This window comes from Croceibacterium selenioxidans (assembly GCF_018599195.1).
Lineage (GTDB): Bacteria > Pseudomonadota > Alphaproteobacteria > Sphingomonadales > Sphingomonadaceae > Croceibacterium_A > Croceibacterium_A selenioxidans.
In genome coordinates, this window is sequence record NZ_JAHFVK010000002.1 from 603,170 (window position 1) to 622,170 (window position 19,001).

A 19,001-nucleotide genomic window follows, 5' to 3' on the forward strand; every position below is an offset into this window, starting at 1 on the left:
AGGTCCGTGGGGGTCCTGAGCCGGTGGTTCGACAAGCTCAGCACGAGCGGACCAAGTCATTTACTGCCCCAGATTAAGGCTCCGGGTCACGGTATAGTCCACCGCCGCCACCAGGAATCGCGACAGACGCCAGCGTAAACGATTCCACCAAGTTGCGCGGCTGGCGTGCAGTTCGGGAGTGATTTCGATCGAGGCGGGAAGCAGGCTCTCCATGAACTGGCTCAGGCGCCGCGCCAGCGCCGCGTCTTGGATGAACAGCACGATCTCGAGGTTGATGAACAGGCTACGTGCGTCGAAATTGGCGCTGCCGAGATAGACCGCGTCGTCGAGTACGATCAGCTTGGTGTGCAGTTTGCACGGCTCGAACTCCCAGATCCGCGCTCCGGCTTCGAGCAGTCTGGTGTAATAGGCCCGCGCCGCGCCGATCGTGGCGCCGTTGTCGGACTTGGCCGGGAACAGCAGCCGCGTTCGTCCCTTGCGCGCGATCCTGCGGATACGCTTCGCGAGCCGCCGGGAGGGCGAGAAATAAGCCATGATCATGTCGAGCCGCTCGCCCTCGACAAGATCGGCGCTCACACTGCGCGCCCAGCTTGAGAGGCGGCCGGTGGGCCCGCCGATCAGGAGTTGCACCGGGCCCGTGCCGCCGCGCCACTCACGCACCTTGCGGCGGATCGAGAGCAACTGCGCATCGGGGTGCGAGGCCCAGTCCTCCAGTTCCGAGAACCACTGCCCGATCCGTTCGACCACCGGTCCTTCGACAGTGAAGGCGAGGTCGCTCCACCTGTCACCGGTGAGGGCGAAATAGCTGTCCTCGACATTGAAACCGCCGAGCATCGCCACCTTGCCGTCAGCGATCACGATCTTCTGGTGGTTGCGGATCAGATAGCGGCGCGTGAACTTGGCGATGAAGCAGTTGAACGTGCCCCCGGCCTCGATCATCGGCGCGAAGAACCGGCGGTCGGCATCGGCACCGAAGCCATCGAGAATCACGTGCACGTCCACCCCGCGGCGAGCCGCTTCCGTCAGCGCGTCACGCACGAGTACGCCCGCCTTGTCGGTGGCGAAAATGTAGAACGCCACCTGAAGACGGGTCTGGGCCCCGGCGATCAGATCGAGCAGGGCATCGAGCCTGTCTTGCCCACCGGGGAAGAAGGCCAGAGAATGGCCCTGCGCCTCGATGGCGAAGGGTTCCGGGTCTACAGGGTCCGCAGGCTGCAGGTCGCTTGAGGCCATACCCCCTTCCTACCAAGATCGCGGCGGTGCGAAACCTTGACTCCGCCGCCCTCCCCGCCTAAGTGCAACGCTTTCCGAACAACCCGAAATTCCGGAGTGCTCATGGCGCGCGTTACTGTCGAAGATTGCGTCGACAAGGTTCCCAACCGTTTCGATCTGGTCCTGCTTGCAGCCCAGCGCGCCCGTGAGATTTCCGGCGGTGCTGAACTGACGCTCGATCGCGACCGCGACAAGAACCCGGTCGTCGCCCTGCGTGAGATCGCTGAAATCACCGTGCGACCCAAGGTCCTGCACGAAAGCCTGGTCCAGTCGTTGCAGCGCGTGCTGCCTGACGAAGAAGACGAGGCCGATGACATCGGTTCGCTGAGCCAGTCGGCGGAGGCCATGCGCCTCTCGGCGGCCGCACCGGCCCGCTCGAACTCGGTCGGCGGCGACTACGACGGCTGATCCGGACCGATAGGTTCGAACACGAATTAGGGGCCGCTCTCAAGAGCGGCCCTTTTTCGTTGGTGCCGGCAACACCTTGCAAGCCGGCGCCGACGTGGCACAACGGCTTGTTCCCTGAAGGGAGAGCGACGGTTGGCGGTCATCGCGGTCTACAGCGTCAAGGGCGGGGTCGGTAAGACCACTATCGCGGCCAATCTCGCGTGGTGCTCCGCCGTCATCTCCTGCCGCCGGACCCTGTTATGGGATCTCGATGCGGCGGGCGGAGCCGGTTTCCTGTTCGGTGTCGAACCGCGCAAGAAGCACAGCGCCGAAAGCCTGTTCGCCAAGGACGCCCGCCCCGCCGACTTGATCCGCCACACCTCGATCGAGCGGCTCGATCTGCTTCCGGCCGACGAATCCCTGCGCGATCTCGACAATCTCTTTGCCCGCATCGGCAAAAAACGGCGCCTGGCCAAGCTGACCGAAACGCTAGCCTCGGACTACGAGCGGATCATTCTCGATTGCCCGCCGGTGCTCAACGAGATCAGCGCGCAGGTCATTCGTGCCGCGAACTGCGTGATCGTGCCCTTGCCGCCCTCCCCGCTATCCTCGCGGGCGTTCCAGCTCGTGGCCGATGAGATCCGCACCCACGCCCCCGACCATCCCCCGATGCTGCCGGTCCTCTCGATGACCGACGCCCGCCGTGCGCTCCACCGCACCGCGCGGGAGGACAACGCCAATTGGCCGGCGATTCCCATGGCCAGCGCGGTCGAACAATGTGCGGTGCGCCAGCAGCCGCTCGGTGCTTTCGCCCCCTCGTCCCCGGCGGCCAAGGCATTCGCCCAGTTGTGGACCGCGATCGAGCGCAAGCTGGCCAAGCCCAAGGTCTAGAGTGCTGCTCTTTCGCCTTTCCGAACGCTGGACTAGGCTCCCTCGATGGCGGAGCAGAGCATGAACGAACAAAGTGGTGCACCGGTAGCGGTGCTCGAAGCGGGGGGCACAGAGGCGAAACCAGCCGCCGATGGCCACACTCACGAGGCCGCCTGCCTCAACTGCGGAACGCCGCTGGTCGGCTCGCACTGCCACGCCTGCGGCCAGCGCGGGCACGTCCACCGCACGCTCGGCGCATTCTTCCACGACCTTCTCCACGGCGTGCTCCACTTCGAAGGCCGGACTTGGCGCACGCTGCCGTTGCTGGTGTGGAACCCGGGCAAGCTCACCCGGGAATATATCGACGGGCGCCGTGTCAGTTATGTGAGCCCGGTCGCGGTGTTCCTGTTCGTCGTGTTCCTGAGCTACGCCCTGTTCAGCGCGCTTGGTGGCGCCGACGCATTCAAGCCTAACGTTTCCGGTGTCGAGCAAGCGAAGGTTGCCTACGAGTCCAACGAGAAGCAGCTGGCCGACTTGCGCCTCGAACGCGCACGCCTGGCGGGTGACGCGGAGGAAGTGGCCCGCATCGACGAGGAGGTCGGCGAGATTCAGAGGGATCAGCAAGCGATGCGGCTGGTCCTGGGAAGCGTCGGAAGCAACTTCGAAGAGAATTTCAAGGCGGGGTTCGAAGCCAACCCGCTACCCAAGGGCAACCCGATCACCAAGGCGATCGAACACGTCCAGGCGAACCCGCAGCTGGCGATCTACAAGGCCCAGACCAGCGCCTACAAATATAGCTGGATGCTGATCCCGCTGAGCGTGCCGTTCGTGTGGCTGCTGTTTCCCTTCAGCCGCCGCTTCGGCGGTTATGACCATACGGTGTTCGCGACTTATTCGATCAGCTTCATGATCGCCCTGGTGGCCGTGGCCAGCCTGCTGATCTTCTTCAACCTGACCTCGGTCGGGCTCCTGCTACTGCTCTATGCCCCGTGGCACATGTATCGGCAGCTGCGCGGTACTTACGCGCTCGGACGTTTCGGGGCGATCTGGCGCATGCTGGTGCTGAGCCTGTTCGCCTGGGTGGCGATCGGGCTGTTTGCCGCGGTCATCGGCGCGATGGTGGCCTGAGGAAGCGGCAAGGGCCCGCCCGCGAGGGGACGGGCCCCGGCTATCACGCTCCTTGCGGAGCTTCGCCGCCGAAGCGCTTGCCGGCCTTGGGAATGGCCGAGCCGCGCACCGGACGCACCGGCGCGGGGCCACTGGGCTGGTCCGGGCGGTCGATCTTGCCGTTTTCGAGCAGAGCCTTGATCTCGTCACCCGTCAACGTCTCGTACTCGAGCAGCGCCTGGGCCAGGAGATGCAGCTTGTCTTCCTGCGTACGCAGGATGTCCGTCGCGCGGGCGTGAGCTCCTTCGACCAGCGCGCGGATTTCCTTGTCGATCTGCTTGCTGGTCTCGTCGGACATCATGACGCGTTGGTTCGCGCCATAGCCGAGGTAGCCTTCGCCCTGTTCCTCGTACTGGAGCGGGCCCATGGCATCGGACATGCCCCACTTGGTGACCATGTTGCGCGCCAGGCTCGTCGCGTACTGGATGTCGCTCGAAGCGCCGCTCGACACCTTGTCGTGCCCGAAGATGATCTCTTCCGCCACGCGGCCGCCCATGCTGACCGACAGGTTCGCGTGCATCTTGTCGCGGTGGTATGAGTAGTTGTCCCGCTCAGGCAGGCGCATGACCATGCCCAGCGCACGGCCGCGCGGAATGATCGTGGCCTTGTGGATCGGGTCCGAAGCCGGCTCGTTGACCGAGACGATCGCGTGGCCTGCCTCGTGATAGGCGGTCATCTTCTTCTCGTCCTCGGTCATGACCATGCTGCGGCGCTCGGCGCCCATCATGACCTTGTCCTTGGCGTCTTCGAATTCCTGCATCGCCACCAGACGCTTGTTGCGCCTCGCGGCGAGCAGCGCAGCCTCGTTCACGAGGTTGGCCAGATCGGCACCGGAGAAGCCGGGCGTACCGCGAGCGATGGTGCGCGCATTGACGTCCGGCGCCAGCGGCACCTTCTTCATGTGAACGGAGAGGATCTTCTCGCGACCATCGATATCGGGGATCGGCACGACGACCTGGCGGTCGAAACGGCCCGGGCGCAGAAGCGCCGGGTCGAGCACGTCCGGTCTGTTGGTCGCGGCGATGATGATGATGCCTTCATTGGCCTCGAACCCGTCCATCTCCACCAGCAGCTGGTTGAGAGTCTGTTCGCGCTCGTCGTTCGAGTTGCCGAGGCCATGACCGCGATGGCGGCCGACGGCGTCGATTTCGTCGATGAACACGATGCACGGGGCGTTCTTCTTCGCCTGCTCGAACATGTCGCGCACGCGGCTCGCACCGACGCCGACGAACATTTCGACGAAGTCCGAACCCGAGATGGTGAAGAACGGCACCCGCGCCTCACCCGCGATGGCTCGGGCAAGCAGGGTCTTGCCGGTACCGGGCGAGCCGACCAGCAGCGCGCCCTTGGGGATCTGGCCTCCGAGCTTGGAGAACCGCTGCGGATCGCGCAGGAACTCGACGATTTCCTGCAGTTCCTCCCGCGCTTCGTCGATGCCGGCCACGTCGTCGAACGTCACGCGGCCCTGCTTTTCGGTCAGCAGCTTGGCCTTGGACTTGCCGAAGCCCATGGCGCCCGAACCGCCGCCCTTCTGCACCTGGCGCAGGGCGAAGAACGCCACGCCGAGGATCAGCAGGAACGGCAGCGACTGGATCAGGATGTAAAGCAGGACATTGGGTTCTTCCGGCGCGGTGCCGGCATACTTCACGCCACTGTCATCGAGCAGGCGAGTGAGTTCGGTGTCGTTGGGGACCGGCACGGTGGTGAAGGTCGAGCCGTTCTTGAGCTTGCCGCTGATGCGATCGGGCGCGATCTGGACTTCCTCGACGCTGCCTTCGGCCACGCGTTCGCGGAACTCCGAATAACGGAGCTGCGTACCGGCGGTCTCGCGCGGGCCGCCGACCATGGAAACGACCAGCAGGAGGGCGAGGAAAATCCCGCCCCACACGAGCAGGCTCTTCATCCAGGGGTTGCCGTTGCCTTCCGGCTCACGATTGGCGCTCATCAGGAATCCTTTTCGTTCGCCAGCCAATGTAGGTCTACGCCTGTGAATGGCAAGCTAACGGGTGCGCAGTACGTCTGTTCGCGTCAACCTTTCGCCGAGCGGCGTCAATCGCCGCGTGGCCGGGCCAGTATCAGCTTTTCGGCGAGGTCGGCCCCTTGCTGGCCGGTTATCTGGAACAAGGCCTCGAAATCACCCTTGCGAGCTATCTTGTCCAAGTCGCCCGGAAGGCGCGGTGCGGCGACGATCGGCGCGACACCTCGCAGGCCGGTGTCGCGCGCGCCCGCCACGATGGCGACCAAGGCACCGCTCGGCGTGCGGAACCGCGCGATGTACCCGAAATCGGAGTAGTAGGCTGGTGAGGCCAGGCTGCGCGCCTCGCCGCTGGTAAAGGTCTTTCCGGAAGCCTTGTCGAGCACCTCATCGTAGCTCTCGCCCATCTGGAAACCCGAATCCATGAAGTTCACGTCTTCAAGCAGCGCCATGCCGCTGAACAGGCCGACGTAGACCACGTCGAAGTAGTTGAGCATGTCGGGCTCGAGCTCCGAGGCCGCGATTACGCTGACCTGGCTGCCGCCACCCGCGAGTACCGGGGCGATGCCGCTGATGCCGTAGGCGACCGAGAACGGCAGGTAGTTGAGCCCAACATCTTCGGCGTTGCCGTACCGTTCCGGCTCCAGGTCCTGCATCTGGATCAGGTCGCTCGGCGAGTTGACCCGGAAGTCGCGAATCAGACGCCCGCGTTCGGGGGAGACGGAATCGATCTCGCCGAACATGTAGTAGTCGCCGACGACGATCAGCTTCGGGCGGGGGGAGTCGATGAACGGCTGCCAGAGGGCGTTGGCTGGCGGCGCCTCGTCACGCCAGGGAACGGCCCAGCCCGCGAAAAAGGCGGCCGCCAGCGCCGCCACCGCGACCAGACCGATGATCAGGGTTAGGGGCCGGCGCGAGGATTGGATGGCATCCTCCGTCTCCGGCTCACCCGCCGCGCGGACCAGGCGGAGGGCGTAGGTCCCCGAGGGTAGCGTCAGCCGGGAGCCGTCGGGAGCGTCGCCCTTGGCGGCGTAGAACTCTTCGAGCCGTTTGCGCAGGCGATGGATGTAGACCCGTACGGTCGCGTCATCTGCGCCCGCCTCGGTCTGGCCGAAGACCATTTCCGCGATTTCGGCTTGGGAGGCCGAGGGCTTGTTGCCCCCACGACCCGCGAGGAAATCGAACAGTTCGAGCAGCCGCCCGCCCTCGCCGAGCGTGCCGCTTGCGCGAACCCGCCCAACCTCCGCCGCGAATGCCGCTTCGTCCTGCGATAGTGCCTCAGCCAATTCGGTCATCCCCAAGGCGCATAGACGCGGCCCGTCCCGGTGTAACGCGATGTAACGTAGGGATTACCGTAATTAACTTGGTTTGGCGAGCCGCCCCAACCAATCCGAGTCTCGCATTGCTCTCTACAGGGATGGGGATTTTTCAAGTCATGGGGTTTATTGGGTTTTCCGGCCGGCAGGCGATGCTTGCCGGTGTTGCTTCGGTTGCGCTTTTGTCGGTTCCGGCCACCACATGGGCGCAGGACAAAGCCGGCGATGCGGCTGCCGATGGGCAGGACGATTCTGCCGACAAGCCATCTGAGACCGACAACACGATCCTGGTCTTCGGGCGCGCCGAACGGCTCATCGGCCAGGCCGGCGCGGCCAGCGAAGGCGGTGTGGCCGGCGCAGACATCGAAGTCCGTCCGCTCCTCCGTCCGGCCGAGCTGCTGGAGGCGACGCCGGGCCTGATCGCGACCCAGCATTCCGGTGGCGGCAAGGCCAACCAGTACTTCCTGCGCGGCTTCAACCTCGACCACGGCACCGATTTCGCGGTCTACATCGACGACATGCCGATGAATTTCCGCACCCACGGCCACGGCCAGGGGTACCTCGACGTCAACGGTCTGATCCCCGAGGCGGTCGAGCGGCTCGACTACCGCAAGGGTCCCTACCGCGCCGACACCGGCGACTTCGGTTTCGTCGGCTCCAGCTACATCACGACGCGGGACAAGATGGACCCGTTCGCGGTGGTCGAGGTGGGCATGTACGATTACGCCCGGTTCGTCGCGGGCGGCTCGCTGAAGGTCGGCAGCGGCGACCTGCTGTTCGTCGGCCAGGCCAAGTACAACAACGGTCCGTGGGATCTGCCGGAAGACTATGACGGCTACTCGGGCCTGCTTAAGTACTCGGCCCCCCTGTTCGACGGCGAATTCCAGGCCTCGCTCAACATCTACAGCGCTACCTGGGCCCCGACCGAGCAGATCCCCGAGCGCGCGATCGGCACCCTGGTGACCGACGCCTATGGGACGCTCGATCCCACCTTGCGCGGCTCTACCGAGCGGGAAATCCTGACAGTAGGCTACAAGTCGGACACCTGGCGCATCACGGGCTACCTCCAGCACTACGACTGGAACCTGCTCTCCAATTTCACCTTCTTCCTCGACGATCCGGTCAACGGCGACCAGCTGCGACAGTATGACAAGCGCTGGACCTACGGCGGCCGTATCGAGCGGACGGTCGAGGTGAACGATGCCTTGTCGCTCCGCGCCGGTACGGAGCTGCGGGAGGACTCCCAGCCCCGCGTTGGCCTCGACCGGACCATTGCCGGCGTGAAGAACTTCACCGTCGGCGCGTTCGACGTCAAGGAATCGAGCGCCGCCTTCTATGCCGAGGCCATCGTCCGCCCTGTCGACCGCCTGATGGTGATTGGCGGCCTACGGGGCGACTGGTACCGTTTCCGTACCACCGCCCTCGAAGGCGACGCCAGCTGGGACGGCCTAGTCAAGGACCACGGCGTATTCCCCAAGATCGGCGTCAACTACGAGGTCGCCGACGGTGTCGCGCTCTATGCCAATTGGGGCGAAGGATTCCATTCGAACGACTCCCGCGGCGTGACCAGCCCGATCGATCCCGCTCCCGGTGTGGTGCAGGGAACGATGAAGGAAGTCGGGGCGCGCTTCGAACGCGGCGGGCTGATCCTCACCGGCGTCTATTGGTGGAGTTACATCGACAGCGAGCTGATCTACGTCGGCGACGCGGGCGCGGTCGAACCCAGCGATCCTGGCCGGCGCCACGGCTATGAGCTGACCGCATTCTGGAAGCCCAACAGCTGGCTCGCCCTTGACGGCGTCTGGACCGGATCGAAGGCGCGCTACGTCGGCCTTCCGGATGGCGAGAACTACGTGCCAGGCGCGCTCGAAAGCGCTGGGGAACTGGGCGTTTCCAGCATCTTCCCCGAATGGAATGCCGCCATCCGCTTCCGCTACCTCGGGCCACACGCGCTGATCGAGGACAACTCGGAACGTGGTGAACCGACCCTCCTGGTCAACTTGCGCGCCGCCTGGACGCCGAGCCGATACAAGGGGTGGGAGATCTATGGCGAGGTGCTTAACCTGTTCGACAGCAAGGCCCACGACATCGATTACTTCTACGCCACGCGCCTCCCGGGCGAGCCGGTCGACGGAATCGAAGGGCGCCAGAGCCGCATCGTCGAGCCGCGGCAGTTGCGCGTAGGATTTAAGAAGACTTTCTGAGCCCCCCACCCGGCTCACACTTCGGGCCCGCTCACATCCGTGGGCGGGCCCCTTTTTTGCGCACATGTCCAGGACGCTTGACATGCATTGAATTTAGTCTAGCTTCCTTGACATGATTGCAAGGGAGCTTGACCAATGAACTCCTACCGGAACGCACTTTGCTGGGCTGCCGCCATTATCGGCGTCGCGCTGGCGGGAATGTTTGACGTGATCGACCAGGCTTCGACCACGACCCTGCTCATCGCACTGCCCGTCGCGGGATGGATGGCCGTCAGCGGGCGCGGTTCGTGTCCGCTGGCCAAGAAGGGCTGAACCATGAGCCGGTTTACCCCCGTGAGGCGGCAATACCTTGTCCGCACCCTAGTCGTGACCGCCATCTACGCGGCGGGGATCTTTGCGGCTTGGTACCTGATCGTCAAAGTCGGGGTCTCCCGCCCCATCGCTTTCGGTGTGGCGTTGATTCCGGGACTTGCGATGGTTGGCATGTTCTACAACACACTCTCCATGATCACCGCGACCCAGGACGAGTTCATGCGCATGCTGGCCGTGCGTCAGCAGCTCATTGCCGCCGGTTTCGCCTTGGCCGTGGCCAGCGTCTGGGGATGCCTGGAGATGTTCGACCTCGTCGAGCATGTCGAGGCCTTCTACATCGTCGTGCTCTGGGCCATCGGCCTGTTCGTCGGCCAGTTCTCCAACCGGATCACCCACGGCGTCTGGGGCGAGTGCCCGTGAAGAATCGCCTGCGCGTTCTCAGGGCCGAACGGGAGTGGAGCCAGCAGCAACTGGCAGACCGGCTAGAGGTCTCGCGTCAGAGCGTCAACGCGATCGAGACCGGCAAGTACGACCCGTCGCTGCCGCTCGCCTTTCGCATTGCGGACGTTTTTGGTCTCACGATCGAGCAAATCTTCCTGCGCGATTGAGTCTGCCCATACGATCGGGGGCGCAAATTCCGCCAATGTCCGCAACTCGGCCCAAGACGGCCCCGGCCCGGCGCCCCCGCCCCCGTGCCGCCGCGAATCTGTCATTGATTAGTTCCGGAACCCCCAAAGCCGGCTCCGGTTAATCGGAGTGAAAGCTTCCGCGTGTGCGGTGCAACATGACCAAGCGCCTGGAATTTGGGGATCAAAACCGACACCGCGACATAAAATAGCAACCCGCTTGTCAAAACAGGCAAGATATGTTGCACTGCACAACATACCGAATCCGTCAAGAATGGAGGGCGCTTGGCGGAAGAACGTAGTTTCTAGGGAACGCCAATGATTGTCGATGAAACCAATATCCGTCCTGCTCTAAATTCGAGGATTGTTGACGTCAGTTCGTTCTTCACTCGACTCAAGGACAGTCCGCTGCATCAGACGCGCGTTGCCATGGTGGGGACTTTTGTCCCGCGAAAATGCGGCATCGCCACGTTCGGCAACGATATCTTCGAGAAGCTCGGCCAGTTTCACCCGGGTATCCAGGTAGACGTCTATGCGCTCGACGATCCGCAAAATCCGCTCGAGTATCAGGACATCGCCGGCACCATCGCCTGCGACGACCCTCAGTCCTACCTGACCGCAGCGCGCCGCATCAACGAAAGCGGCGTGGGCGCGGTGTGGCTGCAACATGAGTACGGTATCTTCGGCGGACCGGATGGCGAAATGGTATGCGATTTCGTCGACCGCATTGCCGCTCCGCTGATCCTGACGCCGCACACTGTGCTGACAGAGCCGAGCGAGCGGCAGCGCGCCATCCTGGAACACTTGGTCGCCCGGGCCAGCCGGATCATGGTGATGAGCCGCCATTCATGCGAGCTGCTGGTCAAGCACTATGGCGCCCCGCGGGAAATTCTCCAGATCATCCCGCATGGCGCCCCGGACCGGCCTTTCGGCCGCAGCGAGACCTTCAAGGAGCGCATGGGCCTCTCGGGCAAGAATGTCCTTATGACGTTCGGCCTGCTGAGCCCTGGCAAGGGCCTGGAACGCGTGATCGAGGCGATGCCCGAGATTGTCGCCCGTCATCCTGACACCGTGTACCGCATCGTCGGCGCGACCCATCCCAACCTCGTTGCCAAGGAGGGTGAGGCCTATCGCGAGCGGCTCCAGGCGCTGGCGGCCGAAGTCGGCGTGGCGGACCAGGTCTTGTGGGACAACCGCTTCGTCGAGACCGACGGCCTGCTTGATCAGCTCGAGGCCTGCGACATCTACGTCACCCCCTACTTCAATCTCCAGCAGTCGACCTCGGGCACGCTCAGCTACGCGGTCGCGCTGGGTAAGGCGGTGGTATCGACACCCTACCTTCACGCCCGCGAGTTGCTGGCCGGCGACGCAGGGCGATTGATCGAGCCAGATTCCGCCCCCGCCATCGCCGCAGCCGTCAACGCGTTGCTCGACGACCGCGAGGAACTGCTCGCCCTGCAACGCCGGGCCTATGCCAAGGGCCGCCAGACGATCTGGCCGCGCTTCGCCGATGGCGCCGCCGCGCTGATTGAAACCGCCATCGCTCCGGACGGGCGCCCGGCACCGATCACCGCCACGCCCGGCCTGAGCGGGGTCTTCGCCATGAGCGACAGGACCGGCATCCTGCAGCACGGCATCGGCGTGGTGCCCGACCGGCGTCATGGCTATTGCGTGGACGATAACGCCCGCGCGCTCATGCTGATGAATGTTGCCGCGGGCCTGCCCGATCAGGAGCGAGCGCGTTGGAGCCTCACGTACGCCTCGTTCGTTCAGCACGCCTGGAACGAGGACCTCAAGGCCTTCCGCAATTTCATGAGCTTCGAGCGGACCTGGTGCGAGGACTGCGGTTCCGAAGACTCGAACGGCCGCACCCTCTGGGCGCTCGGCCACACGGTCGAGAATGCGCCGGACGAGGACTTGCGCGACTGGGCCTTGCGCTGGTTCGAAACCGCTTTGCCCCATTGCGCCTCGTTCGGTTCACCCCGGACCATCGCCTTCATCATGCTCGGCGCCGCGGCAGTGCTGCGCACGCTCCCGCGTCATCGAGCCTCCGCCGATATGCTCAATCAAGGCGGCGAAGTGCTGAGCCGCCTGCTGGAAAAGGAGCGGCGCCCCGACTGGGCGTGGTTCGAAGCCGTACTCGGCTACGACAATCCGCGCCTGTCGCAGGCGCTGATTGAGGCTGGTCTGGTTCTGAACCGTCTCGACTTCGCCGAGGCGGGGCTGGAAACGCTGGAATGGATCGCGGAGCAGCAGGTCGCCGCGAGCGGGCATTTCCGTCCGATCGGTTCGGAGAGTTTCGGCAAACCCCATTCGTACTTGCCGTTCGACCAGCAACCGCTGGAAGCCCAGGCCGCAATCGAAGCCGCGCGTGCCGCGTATGGAGCCACAGGCGACAAGCGCTGGGTCGATCATGCAACGGCCGCCTGGAAGTGGTTTTTCGGCGCCAACGATCGCGGAGTTATCCTTGGGGACCTGACGACCGGTCGTAGCCGAGACGGTATTAATCCGCGTGGAGCGAACGAAAACTGTGGTGCAGAATCGATTCTCGCCTTTCAACTCGCGCATTATTCCATGCTAGCGCTTTCGCAGGCGCAGCGACGCGAATCGGTGGGAGATAACATTGGGTCTAGAGGGCGCTCAGAACAGTCCGTTGCAAATCCTTGACGAGCGGCTTCACGCGGATCCTTCACGTGTCGTTCTTCGGCCTTTCCATCTCGGGTGGCAGGCAAGTAACGCGCCCGGCGGCCGCGCGCTCAAGCTGCTGCACGACGTTGCCGCGCTGAGCGAGGAACAGGTTGCCACCGAGTACGACCGCGTCCGCGGCGACTTCGTTGCGCGGCATTGGCAGACAGAAAAGATGTTCGACGACCGCTTCGAGGAAGTCGAGCTGACGGCAGATATCGACTGCAGCGGCTTCTCGCGCACTCGCAAGCGTCTGATCGGCGCCTTCTTCTGCCACGAATACACTTACGCAGCGGCCGCGCTGATGAACCCGTCGATCGTGCCCCATCCCGATCAGAGCGGGATCAGCGGCGGCTCCTGCCGGTTCGTAATGTCGTTGAGAGCGGTCGGCGAGGGCCACATCAGCTCGGTCGCCTTCCGCGAGGGCATTGCCAATCCCGACGGCAGCTTCAGCCTTTGGCCGCAGGGCTCGCTGGCAACCTCGGTGGATCTCGACGATGCCAGCTTGCATGACAGCGATGCGGGCGTGATCGTTCACCGTCATCCGGATTCCAGCTTGTCCAACACGGTGATCTTCCCGATCACCGAGCAACAGCGCGGCGGCCTCGAAGACTTGCGCCTGGTTCGCTTCGACCACGGTAACGGCGACTACGAGTGGATAGGCACCTACACCGCCTACTCGGGCCAATCGATCCGTTCGGAACTGATGCGGACCGTCGACTTCAAGCGCTTCCTGCTCGAACCGATTGTCGGCAAGGCCGGGCGCAACAAGGGCATGGCGCTGTTTCCCAAGAAGATCGGCGGCAAGTACATGATGGTCGGGCGGCAGGACGGAAAGAACCTGTTCCTGCTCAAGTCCGACCGGCTCGATCGGTGGAACTCAGACGGCACGTTGCTGATGGAGCCCAAGTATCCGTGGGAGTTCATCCAGATCGGCAACTGCGGCAGCCCTATCCTGACCGATGCCGGCTGGCTGCTGTTCACGCATGGCGTGGGAGCGATGCGCAAGTACTCGCTGGGGTGTGCGCTGCTCGACCGCGACAATCCGGCCAAGGTGATCGGCCGCACGGCCGAACCGGTCCTGACCGCCGTCGATGCGGATCGTTCGGGTTACGTGCCCAACGTGGTCTACACTTGCGGGGCTCTGAGGGTCGGCGAGCGGCTGCTGGTGCCTTACGGTATCTCCGATAGCGCAGTGGGTTTCGCCACGGTCGAAATCCAGGCGCTGCTGGACCTGATGGTCTAGCCAGGAGTTAGGCGGTCATGCTTCTTGAAACCAAGACCGTCGAGAAACCCTGGGGGAAGGACTTGCTCCCCCCGCCGTTCGAAACGCCCGCCGGCCAGCGTATCGGCGAGATCTGGTTCCAGCCACCGGACGAGCTGCCCGAGTTGCTGGTCAAGTACATCTTCACCAGCGAAAAACTCTCGGTCCAGGTTCACCCATCGGATACGCAGACCGAGGCGGCCGGGCTTGGCAAGCAGGGGAAGGAAGAATGCTGGCTGGTGATCGACGCCGATCCCGGCGCGGTTCTTGGCATGGGGTTCGCAGACGAGGTCGACCGCGAGACCCTGCGCCAGTCCGCGCTCGATGGCAGCATCGAAGACCTGTTGGTCTGGCACCCGGTGAAGGCGGGCGATTTCTTCTACATCCCTGCCAACACGGTCCACGCCATCGGCGGCGGGGTCAGTATCATCGAGATCCAGCAGAACTCCGACATCACCTATCGCCTCTACGATTACGGCCGTCCGCGCGAATTGCATCTCGATGAGGCGATAGGAGTGGCGCAGGGACGCCCCTATGACGAACGGTGCTCGATGCACGTTCCCGATCGCGGCGACATCACATTGGTCGAAGGGCCGTGGTTCCGCCTCGACCGGATCGACGGTGGAGCCCCGCCCGCCATCGCAGCGAAGTATCACGGGCCCCTTCTGGTCATTCCGCGCCAGGGTTCGGCGGTCGTTTCCGGCGAGGTGGTGGCTCCGGGTGAGTGTGCATTCGCTGCGTCGCTGGCGTCCGTCACATTTGCGGAGGCTGGAACCTGCCTCATCACCCAGCCGATTGCGGGGGCCCGCTAATCGCCCTCGTAGCGCCGCGTACTCGCGTCGCGGGGCTAACCGACTTGGATGAGGACCGTTAGCGCCCCTGCCACACAGCCGGGCGTTTTTCGACGAAGGCGGCCATGCCTTCAGCCTTGTCTTCGGTCGCCGCGAGTACGTGGAACAGGCGCCGCTCGAGCCGGATACCCTCGCCAAGTGGCAACTCCTGCGCGGCGTTGACGAGTTCCTTGGCGGCGAGAACCGCGAGCGGCGGCATGGCCGCGATCGCCTCGGCGGTCTTGAGCGCGCAGTCGAGAAGCTCCGCGGAAGGCACGACCTTTGCCACCAGGCCCGAACGTTCGGCCTCCGCAGCGTCCATCATCCGGCCTGTGAGGATCATCTCCATCGCCTTGGCCTTGCCGATCGCGCGGGTCAGGCGCTGGCTGCCACCCATTCCGGGAACAACGCCCAGCTTGATCTCGGGTTGGCCGAACCGGGCAGTGTCAGCGGCGATGATGAAGTCGGCCATCATCGCAAGTTCGCACCCCCCGCCAAGCGCGAACCCATTCACCGCCGCGATCCACGGCTTGCGCACCGCGCCCACGAGATGGCTTTGCCAGCGCACGAACATGTCGTCGGCATAGAACTCGGCCGCGGGCTTCTCGGCCATCTCCTTGATATCGGCGCCGGCAGCGAAGGCTTTCTCGCCCGATCCGGTCACCACGGCGCAGCGCTGGCTCTCGTCAGCCTCGAAGGCGGCAAAGGCGGCGATGAGATCCTCCAGCACAGAACTCGACAGTGCGTTGAGCGCTTGTGGCCGGTTGAGCGTGACCAGCGTCACCGCTCCGCGGGTGTCGACGAGGATATTTGAGTATTGGGTCATACTATTCCGATGGCGAGCATGGTGTCTGCCGGTTGGCGACTCACAAGAGTATGAACGGCCCATCCGACGCTGGAAAGGCGGTAACGGGACGAGCGCCCGCGCTTGCCTCCCCGTGCGGGTTGGCGCAAAGCGCTTGGAAAATCTGGAAGTCGCGTTCCGACAGAGGGGTCAGGGAATGCTGCCGTTTTTCTCCCGTGTATCGTTTGCCGCGTTCTGCAGCGCGGCCACGCTCGCCTTGCCTGCGCCCGCGCTCGCAGCGACGCCGCTTGAGAGTGAAAGCTTTCCGGTGGGGACCGAGGGCGCCTTGTGCGAAGCCCAGGGCGTGATGCTCGGGTCGGCCCGAACCTCCGTGTTCGACCGTAAGTGGGCGCTGATCTGCAGCGATGTGGACCGCCCGGTCGGCGCCGCCTTCAGCTGGCGGGCCGGAGGCGACGCGTCCGCCTGGGTTGGGCGCGGGCGAGATGCCCTGATCGAGTGTGGCGAGGCGACCTCGGCCTCCGACATCGCTGCCGGCGCGGTCGTCCGCCGGTGCCGCGAACAGGGCAGCAACCTCGAATGGAACAGCTATGCCGTAAAGTCCGGAGATCGGGTTCTCGTGGTCGAGGGCGTGGCCGCGTTCGACAGCGCGTTGCGGCTGGCGATGGCCAACCTTGTCAAGAACCGTATCGTACCCGGCACGCTAGATATCGTGACCACCGGCGGCTCCGGCTCGCTGGCGCAGGCACGCGCGGGACTGGGCGGACAGGACTTGCTGATCGGCCAGGGCTACCGTCGCAACAACGCCGGCGAATATACCGAGGCCGAGGAATTCTTCCGGCCGGGGCGGATCGATGACACGAGCCAGGAAGGCGCAGCCACCATCGCCGCGCAGCGCCATGAAACCATGGTCAACCGCGCGCTCCAGCTGTCCAACCTCGGCCGCTTCGACGAGGCGACGCGCTTGTTCGGAGAAGCCCGCGCCATGGGGTTGCGCGATCCGATCCAGCCACGTTTGTTGCGCAATTTCGAAGCGATCGACGCGCTCAATCGTGGCGATCTCGCCGCTGTTGCGCCGATCCTCGCCCGTCCGGTGCCGGACGTGGCGCAGCCGGCTACGGCGAATGACGGGGCGGTCCTGATCGATACGCCGCTGTCCGCCGGGCTGAATTCGGGACTTGCCGCCAGTCTGACGGATTCCGTGCAGCAGGAAACCCGCCTGACCCTGGCCGAACGCGCCGCAATCATCGACGCGCAGGCCCGGCAAATCGGTGGCACGGCGCTACGCTTGAGGGGCGAGAATGACGCGGCGCTGGCCGAACTGACGGCTGCGAGAGACGACATCATGCGGATCAAGGGGGGGCGCGTTCTGAGCGCGGCGCGGCTGCAGGCCCAGATTCTGGCCGAGATGTCCCAAGTCCACGAGGCCGCCGGCCGCTACGGCCAAGCCGAGGGGCTGCTTCGCGACGCCGTGGCGCTAACCGAGCGGCGCTATCCGGAATCCGCCTCGGTGAACGCGACCAAGGCTCGTCTCGCGGCCTTCCTCTCGCGGCGTGGTGAACGCGCGCAGTCGCTGGCTCTCTATCGCGAACTCGTCAGCGACGTGACGGGCAAGCGCTCCGCACTGGTCGGGCTTGAGAACCAGGTCCGGCCCTTCATGCGCATGCTGGTGGAGGATGTGCAAACGCAGCCGGCGCTGGTGTCCGAGTTGTTCCTCGCCTCCCAGCTCGTCGAACGGCCCGGAGCGGCCCAGACGCTCGCGCAGCTCTCGCGGCAGTTATCGGCCGGGACTGACGAGGCGTCGGACCTGTTCCGCCGAGCCAATACGGTGGACCGCGAACTGACCCGGGTAAACCTGTCGATTGCCCAGGCCCGCGCGCCAGACGATATGGGACAGGGCGAGGCCGCCGCCTTGCTGCCCGAACTCGAAGATCGTCGCGCCCGCCTCGAACAGGCGCAGATCGAGTTGATCGAGGCGCTGGGGGCCTATCCGGAATACCGCTCGATCTCTCACATTTACGTCGCGGCCGACGACCTCGTGGCCCTGCTCAAGCCGGACGAGGCCTATCTCAAGCTCGTGCGCCTGGGTGACGAGATGTTCGCGGTCTATCTCTCGCCTACCCGCTCGACGGGATGGCGCGTCGATGCGAGCGCGGGCCAGGTCGCTGGGTTGGTCCAGAAGCTGCGCGATTCGATTGCGCTCAGCATCAACGGCGTGACCGCAACCTACCCGTTCGATGTCGACAGCTCGCGCCAGCTCTATCGGGCTCTGTTCGGGCCGGTCGCCGCCGATCTTGGCCGCGTCGAGCACCTGATCTTCGAGCCCGACGGCGCCTTGCTGCAGTTGCCCATCAATCTGCTGGTGGCCGACCAGGCCGGCGTCGACGCCTACCACGCGCGAGTGGCCGCCGGGGGCGACGAGTTCGATTTTCGCGGCGTGAACTGGCTCGGCCGCGACAAGGCCATCAGCACCGCCCTGTCCCCAGCGGGCTTCCGCGACGCACGACGGGCCCCCTCGTCGCGAGCGGCGAAGGCTTATCTCGGGCTCGGCCAGAACGAGCCGATCGGGCCGGTGACGCAAGCCGCGCTGACGCGCGGTCTCCCCCAGTTCACGGACCCAGGCTGTGCCTTGCCGGTAGCCTCCTGGAATCGCCCAATCCCCTCGGACGAGCTTGTCGCGGCGAGCGAGGTGTTCGGCGCCGGCCAATCGACCCTCCTCACCCGAGCCGCGTTCAACGACACCGCCATCGAGCGGCGCGGTGACCTCAATTCCTTCCGTATCCTCCACTTCGCGACCCACGCCGTGGTGACACCGCCCCGCGAAGGGTGCCCGGCACAACCGGCGCTGGTCACTTCGTTCGGCGACCAGGGCTCGGACGGGCTGCTGCAATTCGGCGAGGTGTTCGACCTCAACCTCGACGCCGACCTAGTCATCCTCTCGGCCTGCGACACCGCGAGCACGGCAGGACTCGAAGCCACGCGCGAAGCCGGGCTCGAAAACGGCGGGGGACAGGCGCTCGACGGACTGGTCCGCGCCTTCATCGGCGCTGGCGGCAGGCAGGTCGTCGCCAGCCACTGGCCCGCACCCGAGCAATACGAGGCGACCGGGCGGCTGTTCGCCAGCTTCTTCCGCGCGCCCGCGGGGACCAGCCAGGGAGATGCGCTCCTGGCGGCCCAGCACCTGCTGATGGACGATCCGGCGACCTCGCATCCGTTCTACTGGGCCGGCTTTGCCCTGATCGGCGACGGCTCCCGCCCCCTGTTCTCAGGATCCTGAGGGGGCTCGGGGGG

At 64.9% G+C, this 19,001-nt stretch carries 16 protein-coding genes; 11 read left to right on the top strand and 5 right to left on the bottom strand.

All coding sequences use genetic code 11. The features are described 5' to 3' along the window. Nucleotides 1-60: 60 nt before the first annotated feature. The gene (locus KK137_RS11685; protein WP_214536593.1) at nucleotides 61-1,233 is read right to left on the bottom strand and encodes a phospholipase D-like domain-containing protein; all 1,173 of its coding nucleotides are present in this window, start codon (nucleotides 1,231-1,233) and stop codon (nucleotides 61-63) included. A gap of 102 nt (nucleotides 1,234-1,335) precedes the next feature. Between KK137_RS11685 and rpoZ the strand changes: the two genes are divergently transcribed. The 3 genes from rpoZ to KK137_RS11700 all read left to right on the top strand — a co-directional run bounded on the left by rpoZ (nucleotide 1,336) and on the right by KK137_RS11700 (nucleotide 3,657). Beyond that, on the top strand, nucleotides 1,336-1,680 hold the full coding sequence (gene rpoZ / locus KK137_RS11690; RefSeq protein WP_214536594.1) for a DNA-directed RNA polymerase subunit omega: 345 nt from the start codon (nucleotides 1,336-1,338) through the stop codon (nucleotides 1,678-1,680). 132 nt (nucleotides 1,681-1,812) lie between these two features. After that, nucleotides 1,813-2,550: a ParA family protein gene (locus KK137_RS11695; protein WP_214536595.1), complete on the top strand. Its 738-nt coding sequence runs from the start codon at nucleotides 1,813-1,815 to the stop codon at nucleotides 2,548-2,550. A 60-nt stretch (nucleotides 2,551-2,610) separates the two neighbouring features. Beyond that, the gene (locus tag KK137_RS11700) at nucleotides 2,611-3,657 is read left to right on the top strand and encodes a DUF3667 domain-containing protein (protein WP_214536596.1); all 1,047 of its coding nucleotides are present in this window, start codon (nucleotides 2,611-2,613) and stop codon (nucleotides 3,655-3,657) included. Between the two features lie 43 nt (nucleotides 3,658-3,700). Here the strand turns inward: KK137_RS11700 and ftsH are convergent, their stop codons facing one another. Both ftsH and KK137_RS11710 read right to left on the bottom strand, forming a co-directional pair. Continuing rightward, nucleotides 3,701-5,641 (bottom strand): ATP-dependent zinc metalloprotease FtsH, encoded by a 1,941-nt coding sequence (ftsH, locus tag KK137_RS11705; RefSeq protein WP_250893833.1) that lies wholly within the window; start codon nucleotides 5,639-5,641, stop codon nucleotides 3,701-3,703. 104 nt (nucleotides 5,642-5,745) lie between these two features. Then, nucleotides 5,746-6,966 (bottom strand): helix-turn-helix domain-containing protein, encoded by a 1,221-nt coding sequence (locus KK137_RS11710; protein WP_214536597.1) that lies wholly within the window; start codon nucleotides 6,964-6,966, stop codon nucleotides 5,746-5,748. 140 nt (nucleotides 6,967-7,106) lie between these two features. On the opposite strand from KK137_RS11710, the gene KK137_RS11715 reads away from it, so the two are divergent. The 5 genes from KK137_RS11715 (at nucleotide 7,107) to KK137_RS11735 (ending at nucleotide 12,796) form a co-directional block, all read left to right on the top strand. After that, nucleotides 7,107-9,191 (top strand): TonB-dependent receptor, encoded by a 2,085-nt coding sequence (locus KK137_RS11715; protein ID WP_214536598.1) that lies wholly within the window; start codon nucleotides 7,107-7,109, stop codon nucleotides 9,189-9,191. Nucleotides 9,192-9,326: 135 nt separating this feature from the next. Next, complete coding sequence (locus KK137_RS11720) at nucleotides 9,327-9,503, top strand: hypothetical protein (RefSeq protein WP_214536599.1); 177 nt, start codon at nucleotides 9,327-9,329, stop codon at nucleotides 9,501-9,503. Nucleotides 9,504-9,506: 3 nt separating this feature from the next. Continuing rightward, nucleotides 9,507-9,923, top strand: a complete 417-nt coding sequence (locus tag KK137_RS11725) for a hypothetical protein (RefSeq protein ID WP_214536600.1) — start codon at nucleotides 9,507-9,509, stop codon at nucleotides 9,921-9,923. Then, entirely contained in the window at nucleotides 9,920-10,111 is a 192-nt protein-coding gene (locus tag KK137_RS11730) for a helix-turn-helix transcriptional regulator (protein ID WP_214536601.1), read from the top strand. Before KK137_RS11725 ends, KK137_RS11730 begins: the two co-directional genes overlap by 4 nt. A gap of 336 nt (nucleotides 10,112-10,447) precedes the next feature. After that, entirely contained in the window at nucleotides 10,448-12,796 is a 2,349-nt protein-coding gene (locus KK137_RS11735) for a glycosyltransferase family 4 protein (protein WP_214536602.1), read from the top strand. A 22-nt stretch (nucleotides 12,797-12,818) separates the two neighbouring features. Here KK137_RS11735 and KK137_RS16635 read toward each other — a convergent pair whose 3' ends face one another. Further along, entirely contained in the window at nucleotides 12,819-12,974 is a 156-nt protein-coding gene (locus tag KK137_RS16635) for a hypothetical protein (protein ID WP_250893834.1), read from the bottom strand. 15 nt (nucleotides 12,975-12,989) lie between these two features. Between KK137_RS16635 and KK137_RS11740 the strand changes: the two genes are divergently transcribed. Beyond that, nucleotides 12,990-14,060: a glycoside hydrolase family 130 protein gene (locus KK137_RS11740; protein ID WP_250893835.1), complete on the top strand. Its 1,071-nt coding sequence runs from the start codon at nucleotides 12,990-12,992 to the stop codon at nucleotides 14,058-14,060. A gap of 17 nt (nucleotides 14,061-14,077) precedes the next feature. Next, nucleotides 14,078-14,890: a class I mannose-6-phosphate isomerase gene (locus KK137_RS11745; RefSeq protein ID WP_214536604.1), complete on the top strand. Its 813-nt coding sequence runs from the start codon at nucleotides 14,078-14,080 to the stop codon at nucleotides 14,888-14,890. A gap of 58 nt (nucleotides 14,891-14,948) precedes the next feature. Here the strand turns inward: KK137_RS11745 and KK137_RS11750 are convergent, their stop codons facing one another. Beyond that, nucleotides 14,949-15,734, bottom strand: a complete 786-nt coding sequence (locus KK137_RS11750; protein ID WP_214536605.1) for an enoyl-CoA hydratase-related protein — start codon at nucleotides 15,732-15,734, stop codon at nucleotides 14,949-14,951. Nucleotides 15,735-15,909: 175 nt separating this feature from the next. Here KK137_RS11750 and KK137_RS11755 point away from each other — a divergent pair, with 175 nt between their 5' ends. After that, nucleotides 15,910-18,987 carry a CHAT domain-containing protein gene (locus KK137_RS11755; RefSeq protein WP_250893836.1) on the top strand — a complete coding sequence of 1,026 codons (3,078 nt, stop codon included), beginning with the start codon at nucleotides 15,910-15,912 and terminating at the stop codon, nucleotides 18,985-18,987. Nucleotides 18,988-19,001: the final 14 nt, after the last annotated feature.